We start from the raw sequence: 12,664 nt of genomic DNA, 5'->3' as shown, positions 1-12,664 counted from the left end.
CTCCACTGGTGGATCACTGTTTTCAATTATAGCTATTTATCCCTTGAATGGATCAATGCAATATGTCTCTACACCTCCTCACCCAAGGAATCGACATGAACTCGCTCTTCAGCAACACCCGCATTGGCCGCTATACGCTTCGCAATCGCCTCGTCATGGCGCCGATGACCCGCTCGCGCGCCGACGACACCACGGGCGTGCCCTCGCCCATGGCAGTGGACTACTACAGCCAGCGCGCCGGCGCGGGCCTGATCATCACGGAAGGCACCTATCCCGCGCCGATGGGCAAAGGCTACGTGCGCACGCCTGGCATCCATTCCGAGGCGCAGATTGAAGCATGGAAACATGTCACCGATGCAGTGCACGCCAAGAGCGGCCTTATCTTCCTCCAGCTCATGCACACGGGGCGCATCTCTCATCCGAGCCTCTTGCCAAGCGGCGCAACGCCGGTTGCACCTTCGGCAATCCGGGCCGCCGGCACGGTATTCACGGCGACAGGACCGCAAGAGTTTGTGCAGCCGCGCGCCCTTGAGACCGATGAAGTAGCAGATATTGTCCAGGAGTATCGGCTTGCTACCCGCAACGCGTTGACTGCAGGTTTCGACGGCGTTGAATTGCATGCGGCCTCGGGGTATCTGCCGGAGCAGTTTTTGTCGTCGGGTACGAATCAGCGGACTGATCTTTATGGCGGCTCGCTTGCGAATCGCGCGCGCTTCATCCTGGAAGTGCTGGGCGCGATGTCTGAGGAAGCAGGCAGCGACCGCGTGGGTATCAAGATCGCGCCTGAAATGGGCTTCAACGATGTAACCGATGCAACACCACAGGACACCTATCTTTATCTCGTGAAGCAACTCTACGCGCTCAAGCTTGCGTATCTGCATGTGGCGAAGACCCAGAGCGAATTCGATTACCGCACGTTCCTGCGCCCGTTGTTCAATGGGGCGTATCTGGCTGGCGGTGGGCTGACCAGCGAGAGCGCGCAAACGCTGATCGAGCAGGACAACGCCGATGCAACCGTGTTCGGTAGTCTGTACCTTGCCAATCCGGATTTGCCGCAGCGTTTCCTTGACCATGCACCGTTCAACACGCCTGACCGTAACTCGTTCTATTCGCCCGGCCCGACCGGGTATATCGACTATCCCGCACTGGAGCAAGCTCAATGAACCGCGCCCTTCGTATCCACAGCTATGGCGATGCTGACGCCCTGAAGATTGATAGCATCGCAATGCCCACCCCCGCTTCAGGCCAGGTAGTTGTTCATGTCAAAGCCGCGGGAATCAACAGCATCGACTGGAAGATTCGCGACGGCTGGTTGCAGAACGATTTCCCGTTGCCCCTCCCCGCTACGCTCGGCGTTGAACTCGCCGGTGAGGTGATTGAAGTCGGTCAAGACGTGGGTGGATTCGCCATTGGCGACCGGGTCATGGGTCCCTCGGTCGGACTCGGCGCCTATGCTGATTTTGTAGCGATCGCGTCGAACACGCTGGTGAAAACGCCTGCCAGCCTGACCGACGAACGTGCTGCGGCCATCCCCGTTGGCGCGCTGACGGCGTGGCAGGCTTTGTTCGAAGCGGGAGAATTGAAGCGCGGCCAAACCGTATTGATTCATGGCGCGGCCGGCGGCGTGGGAAGTTTCGCCGTGCAGTTCGCGCGCCGCGCCGGAGCGCGTGTCATAGCGACGGCTCAGGGCATCAACGCAGGTTATCTGCGGGGACTGGGTGCGGATGAGGTTATCGATTACCGCACTTCCTCGTTCTGGGAGCGGGCGAAGGACGTCGACCTGGTGCTTGACCTGGTAGGTGGCGCGGTGCTGGCCAACTCGTGGCAAGTGTTAGCCGATACGGGAAGAATCGTGAGCGCGGCCGCGCCTGATATTGAAGCGCAGACGCCAGCGGGCAAACGCGGTATCTGGTTTCAGATGCGGCCCGATGCGGCACAGCTTGCGGAGATTGTGGGTTTGGTCGATCAAGGCGGAGTGAAGGTGGAAGTATCGGAGGTCGCTGCATTAGGCGACGCTACCGCTGCAATCGAGCGTAACAAGACGGGGCATGGACCGGGGAAAGCGGTGATCTTGTTTTGATAACGACTTCGCTGCGGGAAACCGCAGCGAAGTCGTTATCGCCCGGCGTTATCCGGAAGATCGCGAACCCGGCAGAACCGCTCAGGGTATCGAGTTCGCTTGTGGACCGGTTCGCAGCTTATTTCGCAGCGGCAGCCGTCAACACCGGTGCATCAGCCGGCGCAGCCCAGCTACTGCGGCGCACATGATGGATGATCAGCGGGACGCCGCCAAACACCACAATGCCGAGCGTCACCAACCCAATGTACATAGCTGGCGAACCCACCGGCAACTGGTCGGGCGGGAAAAATGACACCACGAAGCTGAACACCACGCCCGCGAGGCCCACGCCCGCAAAGATCCACATTCCCACGATCCCGCCGGGTACTGTGAACGGGCGCTTGAGATCCGGCGCGGAATAGCGCAGTTTTATCGCTGCTGCGTACATCAGCATATAAGCGATCAAATACAGCGCGATAGTCATTGCCGAGATCAGGAAAAACGCAACCGATACGTCCTTGATGACGAAGTAGAAGCAGGACATCAAGGTAACAATCACGCCTTGCACCAGCAGGATATGCGTGGGCATTCCTTGCTTGTTCTTCGCCTGCAGCACGGGAGGCAGTTCACCCTCATGCGCTGTTTCAAGCAGTCCGCGTGAAGGGCTGCCAAGCCACGCGAGCACACCGCTTATGGCACCCACGCCCACCAGCAGCGACAGCACCGATACCAGCCACTGCATGTGCCAGATGTCCGTGATGACCGCGGCGAAGGTATCGAATACGCCGGACTGAAGCGAGATCTTTTCGTACGGAAGAATGCCAGCTATTGGCAGCGCCCCAAGCGCAAAAATCAGGATCGAGATGATGGCTCCAAGACCGATTGCTGCCGGGTAACCTCGGCTCGGGTTGCGCATGTCCATCACATGCACGGCCTGCACCTCGACGCCTGCGAACAGCAACACAATACCGGCGAGAAACGCAATGGTGCCGAAGCCATGGATCGCGGGCCAATAACGCGCATGACCTGCCTCCGAAAGCGCCGGATCCTTAATATGCTGCCAGCCAAGCGCGTGCCCCGTATAGATCCAGTACGCCAGCAACGCCAGCAAGACGAAGCCAGGAACAATCGTGCCGATAATGAACGTCCAATTGGCGATCCGCGCGAAAACCTCCACGCCTTGCAGCACCACCCAGGTCGCAAGCCAATACGCAACGATGCAAAACACGCCGACATAGACGCCGTTCGTCGCCAGCTCCGGACGGCCGATCGTATAAGCGATAGCGGCTGCCCCGAACGTCAACGCGACCGGATACCACACCACGTTTTGAATCCATTGCAGCCAGATCGCGAGGAAGCCCCATCGATTGCCGAACGCCTCGCCCACCCAGGTATATATTCCACCGCGCCGGTCGGCGAAAGCACCGCCAAGTTCGGCGGAGATCAGTGACGCCGGGATCAGGTAGAAGATCACGGTGAACGCGAGATAGACGAACATCGTCATCTCTTCCTTCGCGAGCAGCGGCAGACCGCGCAAGCTGGTTACCACGGCGGCCGCTGTCATCAGGCCGATGGAAGTGGCACTCAGGTAAGTGCCTTTCTTTGCTGTCGCAGTCATATCAGACCCTTGGTCGTTAAGTCGTCAACAAAGTTGTCAACTAAGCCGTGAATGTCAGTCATGGTGAAAGCCCGGTCCCGCCTTTGAATTCGGCATTGGATTTTCCAGCAGATGCGCAATTGCGGTCTTGATGTCGTTTAGCAGCAGTACCGCCATGTCACGCGTGATGCCGCGGCGAATCAGGATGCGCTGGACGATCGTTTCCTCGCGGTCAGCGGGAAGCTTGTAAGAGGCGATCTGCCAACCCCGCATGCGAACACGATCCGATAAGTCGAAAAGCGAAAAGCCAGCGGTATCGGGGTGGCGCAGCTTGTAGCAAACCGCCGGCAGCGCACCGCGGCCGTCGTACACCATTTCTATGGCACTAAGCTTGGCGAGACCGTCTGCCAGGAATTGCGCTGTATCTGCACATTCCTGCTGGATGCGCCTGTATCCCTCATGGCCTAGCCGAAGCAGTAAGTAATACTGAGCGATGATCTGTCCCGCTGGCCGTGAAAAATTAAGCGCGAATGTGGGCATGTTACCGCCAAGATAGTCGACCATGAAGATCAGGTCGTCAGGCAGGTCCTTCACGCTACGCCATACCACCCAACCTACCCCGAGCGGTGCCAGACCATATTTATGACCTGAGCTGTTAATGGATTTCACCCGTTCTATGCTGAAGTCCCATTCCAGGTCCGGCTGGATGAAAGGCGCGACAAATCCGCCGCTAGCGGCATCCACGTGGATGGGGATGTCCAGGCCAACATCTCTTTGCAAAGCATCCAGAGCGCCCGCGAGCGCCTTGACGGGTTCGTAAACGCACGTGAAGGTAATGCCGAGCGTAGCGACAACACCGATAGTGTTTTCATCGCAATAGGCAGCCAGCTGTTCCGGTTGCAGACCAAGCGAATCACCACTAAGAGGAACTTGCCGAAGCTCGACATCGAAGTAACGGGCGAACTTGTCCCAGCACACTTGCACGGGTCCGCACACAATATTGGGCTTGTCGACCGGTTTGCCTTCTGCCAGGCGGCGCTTCTTCCACTGCCATTTGAGCGCAAGTCCACCCAGCATGCAGGCTTCACTCGAACCCGTTGTCGAGCATCCTGTTGTCTCCCACGAACGCGGTGCGTGCCAGAGGTCGGCAAGCATATGGACGCAGCGTTTTTCAATCTCGGCGGTCTGCGGATATTCGTCTTTATCGATCATGTTCTTATCGATCGACAGATCCATTAAACGACGGACTTCATCGTCTGCATAGGTCGTGCAGAAGGTCGCCACGTTCTGACGCGAATTGCCATCCATGAAAAGTTCGTCGCGAACAAGGTCAAACACCGCGTGAGGCTCCGACGGCATTTTCGGAATGCGATATTTCGGCAATGACGCGCCGGAGATAGTGGTCGAATACTCGTCATTGTTCGCTTCGGCGCTGCTGAGCGCGGGCTTAAGAAATGTCATTGACCATTCCGATGGAAAGTTGAGCGGAGATGCCAGGCGTGCGGTGCGATAAGTAAAGTGGCTTCGTCGCGAAGCCCTGCGGTTGATTACAACCACGTAAAGAATGGGTATCTTGTGGCTGTTTCAACAGCCGGTCAGGGGTCCGGTTTGCCGTTCAGGTGGCAACCGCTTCGCGCGGCCTGATACCTTTATATGCCGCTGACTCAAACGATCGTTGACCTGTGTCATGCGCATGGTGAGCTGGTTCTCAATACCTGAGGGCGGCTTTGGTTATCGGTTACATGCACCTTTCAACTACGCTTGCGCATCAGTTTGGTGCCGAGGGAGATTTTCACAGCGGGGTCAATCGCTCGCGCAGTGACAGGCCGGGTGTAAAGTTGCGTTGGCCGCCCGAGCTTGGCCAGTGTGCCGATTCATTGATCGGCTTGATCTTCCACTCCCGGTCAGCTTCGATCCTTGGACACCAGCGCTTGGAAACTCGACAATCGATATATATTGAAAACCTGCAACGAAGGAATGGAAAGTCGGCCGGCCGAAAACTGCCTTTCGTCTTGACGGAGGGGCAGACCGAAATAACTCTTGATGCGGTATTCGAACCAAGACGATCAATGTTGTTATGGAGATTGCATGAGCGCGAAGGTCGATGAGCTTGCTAAGAAGTTGATACGAAATTTCAACGACATTGAGAAAACGGCGGAAGTTCGTTTGCCTCTATATGAGACCCTCAGTGCGCGGCTCGGAACGGGTACTGCCGCGAAACACCTCGGCGCATCAATTGATATTGTCGCGGCCGGAAAGCGCTCATGTCCGTATCACTTTCACCACGCGCAAGAGGAAATGTTCGTTATCCTCGAAGGGGATGGAACGCTGCGCGTTGCGGACGAACTCATCCCGATCCGGGCCGGCGATGTAATTTTCATTCCTCCCGGCCCAGAATATCCGCATCAGATCATTAATTCATCTGAAGCGCAGCTCAAATACCTCTCGGTTGGCACACGACACGACCCGGAAGTCGTCGAATACCCGGACTCAGGGAAGTACCAGGCGATCGTTCGCGGCAAGGAGGAAGGTCCCCTCCTCGTTATTCAGCGAAAAGCTAATTCCCTTGACTACTGGGATGATGAACCGTAAGTCTGACGCGTGGCCATGAATAACCTTCACGAAGCTTCGTGCACGAACTCTGAGTGAGATCCCGGAGCGGCCGCTTTGGAGACGTTCGTGTGACCGCCGCGCGTCGGTGCCGCCCTTCGCGACAGGCAGCAGGCGGCCGGACCCACACGTCTGGAGGGACCTGGCAAAGAGTCGCGTGCTGACGCACAGTGCCATTGCGTGGAATGAAATTAGTGAGCGTAGCCAGTGGCGTAGCGCTTCGCTCAAAGCCTTATTGACGGCGCGGAGGTGCGCCTGCCCACCGCAATGCATTCGCTATGACATCAATTGAACCGGGTCGCGACGCCCGGGTCGATCACCGATTACATCGAGGGAATCATCATGGGGGCATCGGTATGGTCTTCCACGCCCTTGACGCCTGGCACCTTTTCAGCGGCAATGCACATGGCACGCGCTTGCTCGCGCGACGTGACAACACCCCATAGATGAACCGTGCCGTCATTCACAATAACGTTCTCGGCGGCCACGGCCCAACGGTGACCGCCAAGTTCCCGGATAACCGCGTCGCGCAGGGTCTGGTCGGCGTCCGGCTTGGTTACGCCTGCGTCCTTCGGAACGCTTGCCAACGCCTTCACCAGATTTGCCCGGCTAACAATGCCGAGAAGCTCTCCGTCGTACAACACCGGAACGCGCTTGATCCGGTGCCGCTCCAGAAGGTCGGCTATTTCTCTGACCGAGGTGGTCTCCTTGACGGTAATCACCTTGGGCGTCATGACGTCCTTAACCAGGCGCGCGTTCTCCTTGATATACGTTGCGGCAAGATTCTGCGTCGACGCGAAAAATTCAAGCCACCATGAACGTCGCCGGGCTTGCGTGCCGATCTCGGCTCTATGGATGAGGTCACCCTCGGTGAGCATGCCGAGCAAGCGGCCCTCATCGTCCACTACCGGTGCACCGCTGATGTGATTGTCGGCAAACAGGCGCGCGGCCTCTCGCACAGTCGTGCCGGGTCCCACGGTAATGACCTTCCTGGTCATGACATCGACTGCTCGCATGGTATTCCCCTCAATGTGATCGGGCGAGCGCCTGATCCAAGGGTCGAACCTCCCTAACCAGGACTCGCCTCAGCAGGACTCGCCTACATTAAGAATGTTAGTGAAGGATCGCGCCGCGGGCTTGACTCAGATCAACCGTGCCGCATCAGAAACGCATGCCAACGCCAACGCCGACCACCAGGGGGTCGATCTTGAGCGACCCAAGCGATGCGCCGTCTGCCGACGCGCTGGTGCGCATCCAGATCTTCTTGATGTCGAAGTTGACGAACAGATTGCGCGCGACCTGCACGTCGACACCCGCTTGCAGCGCGGGGCCGAAGCTCGAGTTCTTGATCGATACGGGCGTATCTCCGGCGTGCAGCCCGTTGTTATAGAACAGCGTGTAGTTCACGCCCGCGCCAACGTAGGGGCGAACCTTGCCGGGCGCGTTGAAATAGTACTGAAGCAAGAGCGTAGGCGGCAGGACGTTCACGCCGCCAAGCGCCCCTGCGTTCGACGTTACCTGATGACGCGACGTGGCAAGAATCAACTCGATGCCAATACTCGGGCGCACCATATAGACAAAATCGAGCTCGGGAACGATGGCGTTGTTGACACCCGTCCCGATGCTTCCCAGTGTGCCGCCCGCGGAAACACCGGGCTGGATGCTGATTGCCCTGACGCGCGCAAGAATGTCGCCCTGATCGGCCTGTGCCGGCACGCATACCGCCGACAAAACCGCGCTCAACAGCGCCGCTGCAAATAGTGAATGCTTTCCCACGGATTTTCCCCTGTCTTTCCGGCCGCAAATTTTTTTGCCGTATCGGAATTTTCCGAATGCAGCCGGTGTTGCGCCATGATGTGGATCAGCAAACCGGGATAACAAGGGTGCGGCGAATTGCGTTTTCCGCGTGAACTGCACTGTCCGCTTCAATACCCGTATGCCGGGCCCATTCCGTGCTGCCAAACCGGTGTACCCCACCGTATACAATCGATCCCAGGCAAACACGCTCTCCGCCAGCCCCACGCTTTTCGTGCGGCAGCCCGGAGGATATGAACGACACGAGCGACACGAGCAATTCAAGCCGGAGAACCACGTGCCAAGCGACCGACCCTCCTCACCTCTGCCTAGCGGCGCACCAGCGGGCGACGAGCTCGTCAGCAACGCATTTCCTCATGCCCTGAGCGATATCCACTTCAGGCTGCTTGTCGACGCGGTACAGGACTACGCGATCTTCATGCTTGATCCGGACGGGCGTGTCGCGAGCTGGAACCGCGGCGCGCAAAGCATCAAGGGCTACGCGGCCCGGGAAATCATCGGGCAGCACTTTTCGGTTTTCTATACGCAGGAAGACATTGCGGCGGCCAAGCCGCGCACGGAGCTGGCGCTTGCTGCATCGGAAGGCCGCATTGAAGACGAAGGCTGGCGTGTGCGCAAGGACGGTTCGCGCTTTTGGGCGAACGTAACCATCACCGCGATCCGCGCGCCCGACGGTGCGCTTCGCGGCTTTGCCAAAGTGACGCGGGACATGACGGATCGCCTGCGACTGTTAGAGCTTCAGCATGCCAGCGCGTTGTCTTTACACGTGCAGAGCGCACGCGAGGAAGAAAGAACCCGGATTGCACGCGAGCTCCATGACGACCTCGGCCAGCAACTGGTCGCACTCAAGATGGATATCGCCTTGCTGGATCAGGCCGCGACGGAAGACGGCAAAACCGCGCGTCATACCATTGCGCAGACGATTGCATTGCAAGTGCAAATTGATTCGATCATTGCCTCGGCACGGCGCATTGCGGGCGGTCTGCGTCCGCCCATGCTCGACGACCTGGGCCTTGCGGCTGCACTCGAATGGCTTGCGGCAGAATTTCGTAATCGCTACGGGCTCGCCGTCACCGTGCTGAACAAGGCGGATCAACTGGCGTTATCGCCAACAGCTGCAACCGCCATTTTCCGCATGGTGCAGGAAGCGCTGACCAACGTTACGCGTCACTCCGAAGCCACCCGGGTAAGCGTCGAGATGCACGTCATGCAAGATGAATTCCGGCTGCACATTGAGGATAACGGCAAAGGAACGACGCTCGATCGAAATAGGAACAAGGATAACTTCGGACTACTCGGCATGCAGGAACGGGTACGCCAATTGCATGGACGAGTAACATTCGACAGTGCGCCGGGCGACGGATTTCGAATCGACATCTGTTTGGCCGCCAACGCTGTCAAGGCGAACCACGACGGCACCTAAGTCATTGCGCGCCGCCCTACAGATGAATCGTTTCCGCGCGTTTCAGGCTGATCCACACCACGCCCTCGCGCAAGCCGTCGAGTACCGTCTCCCACTCGCGCGCAAAGATTTTCGAATGCCGGAACTGATGTTTGAATTCACCTGCCGCGCCGCCATGGGCAACGTGCACTTCACAGCAAAAGCCGCCGTCGACAGGAATGCTGTGGGTGGAAACGCTCCAGCCGTCCCCCGTCACTTGACCCGTCAGTGCCATGTCATGTCTCCCTTACTCGACGACCTGACGGCCGCTCCGTGTTAGTGCCGCCAAACCATGAACCGCGCCGCATCCAAGCCAGCATCGGCGGAACACCTGCACCTTCCTTAAGCTTCGATAATCACCTTGAGCGCATGTGTATCGGCGGCTTGTGAGAAGGTCTCGTACGCTTTTAAAACGTCGTTCAGCGCAAAGCGGTGGGTGATAAGCTTGCCCGCTTCCAGACGCCCGGAACGCACAGTCTTTAGCAGCATGGGCGTGCTGACGGTATCGACCAGTCGCGTGGTAATCGTTATGTTGCGATCCCACAGGCATTCCATGTGCAGATCGACCTTCACGCCATGCACGCCCACATTGGCGATGGTGCCGCCAGGCGCAATGATCGATTCGCATAGTTCGAAGCTGGCGGGCACACCGACCGCTTCGATTGCGCAATCCACGCCAATGCCACCGGTCAGCTTCATGATTTCAGCCACCGGGTCGCCACTTAAATTATTCACGCACGCGGTCGCGCCGAAGGTTCGCGCTACTTCCAGCCGGTTTGCATCGCGGTCGATCATAATGATCTGCGCCGGTGCGTAGAACTGCGCCGTGAGCAACGCGGCAAGGCCAATGGGTCCCGAGCCGACAATGGCAACCGTGCTGCCCGGCTGCACTTTTCCGTTCAGCACGCCGCACTCGAAACCGGTTGGAAGGATGTCCGAGAGCATGACCAGCGCTTCCTCATCGGCACCGGCGGGAATGGGATACAAGCTCGTTTCCGCGTGCGGGATACGCACATATTCGGCTTGCGTGCCGTCAATCTTGTTGCCGAGAATCCAGCCGCCTGTCGTGCAATGGGAGTACATGCCGCGGCGGCAATAATCACATTTTCCGCACGACGTGATGCAGGAAATCAGGACGTGATCGCCGGGTTTGAATGTCGAAACCGCGGCGCCTACGTGCTCGATTATGCCAACGCCCTCGTGTCCCAGGATGCGGCCCGGTTCACAAGTTGGCACGTCACCTTTCAGGATGTGCAGGTCCGTACCGCAGATTGTCGTGCGCGTGACCTTGACGATGGCGTCCGTCGCCGAAAGGAGCTCTGGCATTGGTCGTTCGTCGAGGGATTTACTGCCGGGTCCGTGATACACGAGTGCCTTCATCGTCAATCTCCTTTTACCTGGACATACCTGGAAACGGGGCTTCCACGACAAAACTTTAGGCTTGGCGACGCCGGCGCGGTTGACCTGTATCAATCGATAAGACATGAACGCGGAAGTTTCCGCCGTGACCATGACAGCTGCCGCGCGCCGTTCAAGACCCGCCGGGTTGCGGCTCCTTGATCTGCATCAACGGAAAAAAAGCGCGAACTCATAGACTTTTTGTAAGCGCCGGGCGATCTGGACCGGTTCCAGGACCGATTCCGGAGCAACGCCACCCGCTCACTGCGTCACTGACGCCAACGACCCACTACGGAGCCTGCGATGAGCTACAAAAGCATCGTTGTTCAACTCGACATGAGCGCGCGCGCCCAGCCACGCCTCGAATATGCGTTGCGTCTCGCCTTACAATTCGACGCGCACCTGACCGGCGTGTTCTCGGCGTTCAGTCCAGATCCGCGTTCTTTCTATGTCATGGCCGGAACGGCGGACTACTACGAAGAGCACCGTAAAACCCGCCAGCAACGTCACGGCGCGCTCGAACGGATCTTTCACGCGGAACTGCTGCGCGCGGGCGTGAGAGGCCAGTGGATCGACTATCCCGATTCCGCCGGCGAAGCGATTCCTCGTTATGCCCGCTACGCGGATCTGGTCGTGGCGGGCCAGGACGATCCAGACGATCCGGAAGCATTTATCTCCGATCATTTCCCCGAAACGCTCGTAATGACCTCGGGCCGCCCTGTGCTGTTCATTCCCTACACCGGCGTGTTCCCCACGCTTGGTGCGAACATCATGGTCGCGTGGAACGGCAGCCGCGAGTCGGCCCGCGCGGTCCACGACGCCATGCCGCTGTTGCAGCGCGCCGAAAAAGTCACCGTCGTCAGGCTCAACGAGTCGAAAGACGAGCAGGGTGCCAACCGCATTCCAGGCGCCGACATCGCGCTCCTGCTCGCTCGGCACGACGTCAAGGCCGAAGTGGCGGCAATCGACGATATCAATGACGTGCCCATGGGCGACATGCTGCTTACGGGCGCGGCGGACCTGGGCGCCGACCTCATCGTCATGGGCGCGTATGGCCACTCGCGCTGGCAGGAACTCGTGATGGGCGGTGCAACGCGCACCATGCTGGCGTCCATGCCCATACCCGTATTGATGTCACATTGATGTTGGCTTGAGAGCCGAGGAGATTCTTCATGTACACCCGCATTCTCGTTCCTATCGACGGTAGTGAAACGTCGGCGCACGCCCTCGACGCCGCGCTGGAACTCGCTCACGAACACGACGCGGAACTCAAGCCGGTTTATGTGGTGGACGTGCCGCAATTGATGTATTCGGGGCCGGCCTGCGATCCGTCGCTCGTACGCGAGGCCTTTGTCAAAGAGGGTTCACTGGTGCTGGCCGACGCTGCCGCCAAGATGCTGCGCGCGGGTGTCAAAGGTTCGACACTCGTTGTTGAAGTCGATCCTTTGGGAGACGATATCGCCCAAAGGATCACGGCCGCCGCAAAAGATTTCAGCGCTGATCTCGTGGTCATGGGCACGCACGGCCGGCGCGGCTGGCGCAGGCTCGTGCTGGGCAGCGTGGCCGAGCGTTTCTTGCGGATTTCGACCCGGCCAGTGCTATTGGTACCGCTGCATTCCGCGGAAAGAAGGGAACCACGCAAAGCGAGCACGCCGGACGTTGCCGGCGCGTCTTTATAAGCGGCGGGACGGTCTCGATCCGGCCCAGCGACTGAGCGCCGCCGGTCGGGCCGCTAGGGAATGCG

12 protein-coding genes are annotated in these 12,664 nt (G+C 58.8%); 6 read left to right on the top strand and 6 right to left on the bottom strand.

The features are described from left to right. Nucleotides 1-95 precede the first annotated feature (95 nt). Both SBC1_RS25300 and SBC1_RS25295 read left to right on the top strand, forming a co-directional pair. Nucleotides 96-1,163 (top strand): alkene reductase, encoded by a 1,068-nt coding sequence (locus tag SBC1_RS25300; protein WP_165093822.1) that lies wholly within the window; start codon nt 96-98, stop codon nt 1,161-1,163. After that, the gene (locus SBC1_RS25295; RefSeq protein WP_165093825.1) at nt 1,160-2,080 is read left to right on the top strand and encodes an NADP-dependent oxidoreductase; all 921 of its coding nucleotides are present in this window, start codon (nt 1,160-1,162) and stop codon (nt 2,078-2,080) included. The genes SBC1_RS25300 and SBC1_RS25295 overlap by 4 nt, the downstream gene beginning before the upstream one ends. A gap of 118 nt (nt 2,081-2,198) precedes the next feature. Here SBC1_RS25295 and SBC1_RS25290 read toward each other — a convergent pair whose 3' ends face one another. Together SBC1_RS25290 and SBC1_RS25285 are read right to left on the bottom strand one after the other, a co-directional pair. After that, a complete protein-coding gene (locus SBC1_RS25290) occupies nt 2,199-3,677 on the bottom strand; it encodes an amino acid permease (RefSeq protein WP_165093830.1) in 1,479 nt (492 codons plus the stop codon). Between the two features lie 54 nt (nt 3,678-3,731). Further along, nucleotides 3,732-5,117: a glutamate decarboxylase gene (locus tag SBC1_RS25285; protein WP_165093834.1), complete on the bottom strand. Its 1,386-nt coding sequence runs from the start codon at nt 5,115-5,117 to the stop codon at nt 3,732-3,734. A gap of 627 nt (nt 5,118-5,744) precedes the next feature. Between SBC1_RS25285 and SBC1_RS25280 the strand changes: the two genes are divergently transcribed. Then, nucleotides 5,745-6,248 carry a cupin domain-containing protein gene (locus SBC1_RS25280; protein WP_165989040.1) on the top strand — a complete coding sequence of 168 codons (504 nt, stop codon included), beginning with the start codon at nt 5,745-5,747 and terminating at the stop codon, nt 6,246-6,248. A gap of 341 nt (nt 6,249-6,589) precedes the next feature. Here SBC1_RS25280 and SBC1_RS25275 read toward each other — a convergent pair whose 3' ends face one another. Together SBC1_RS25275 and SBC1_RS25270 are read right to left on the bottom strand one after the other, a co-directional pair. Then, nucleotides 6,590-7,282: a CBS domain-containing protein gene (locus SBC1_RS25275; RefSeq protein ID WP_165093862.1), complete on the bottom strand. Its 693-nt coding sequence runs from the start codon at nt 7,280-7,282 to the stop codon at nt 6,590-6,592. 145 nt (nt 7,283-7,427) lie between these two features. Next, nucleotides 7,428-8,012, bottom strand: a complete 585-nt coding sequence (locus SBC1_RS25270; protein ID WP_241202286.1) for an OmpW family protein — start codon at nt 8,010-8,012, stop codon at nt 7,428-7,430. A 346-nt stretch (nt 8,013-8,358) separates the two neighbouring features. On the opposite strand from SBC1_RS25270, the gene SBC1_RS25265 reads away from it, so the two are divergent. Continuing rightward, nucleotides 8,359-9,504 (top strand): PAS domain S-box protein, encoded by a 1,146-nt coding sequence (locus SBC1_RS25265; RefSeq protein ID WP_370469647.1) that lies wholly within the window; start codon nt 8,359-8,361, stop codon nt 9,502-9,504. A 16-nt stretch (nt 9,505-9,520) separates the two neighbouring features. Here SBC1_RS25265 and SBC1_RS25260 read toward each other — a convergent pair whose 3' ends face one another. Together SBC1_RS25260 and SBC1_RS25255 are read right to left on the bottom strand one after the other, a co-directional pair. Then, complete coding sequence (locus tag SBC1_RS25260) at nt 9,521-9,757, bottom strand: UDP-glucose 4-epimerase (RefSeq protein WP_165093872.1); 237 nt, start codon at nt 9,755-9,757, stop codon at nt 9,521-9,523. Nucleotides 9,758-9,864: 107 nt separating this feature from the next. Next, nucleotides 9,865-10,902 (bottom strand): zinc-dependent alcohol dehydrogenase family protein, encoded by a 1,038-nt coding sequence (locus tag SBC1_RS25255; RefSeq protein WP_165093875.1) that lies wholly within the window; start codon nt 10,900-10,902, stop codon nt 9,865-9,867. A gap of 321 nt (nt 10,903-11,223) precedes the next feature. Here SBC1_RS25255 and SBC1_RS25250 point away from each other — a divergent pair, with 321 nt between their 5' ends. Beyond that, a complete protein-coding gene (locus SBC1_RS25250) occupies nt 11,224-12,063 on the top strand; it encodes a universal stress protein (protein WP_165093878.1) in 840 nt (279 codons plus the stop codon). 29 nt (nt 12,064-12,092) lie between these two features. Then, on the top strand, nt 12,093-12,599 hold the full coding sequence (locus SBC1_RS25245; protein ID WP_165093881.1) for a universal stress protein: 507 nt from the start codon (nt 12,093-12,095) through the stop codon (nt 12,597-12,599). Nucleotides 12,600-12,664 lie beyond the last annotated feature (65 nt).

This window comes from Caballeronia sp. SBC1, assembly GCF_011493005.1.
Taxonomy (GTDB): Bacteria; Pseudomonadota; Gammaproteobacteria; order Burkholderiales; family Burkholderiaceae; genus Caballeronia.
The sequence above is the reverse complement of the archived record's forward strand: the minus strand, read 5'-3'. Positions and strand labels throughout refer to the sequence as shown.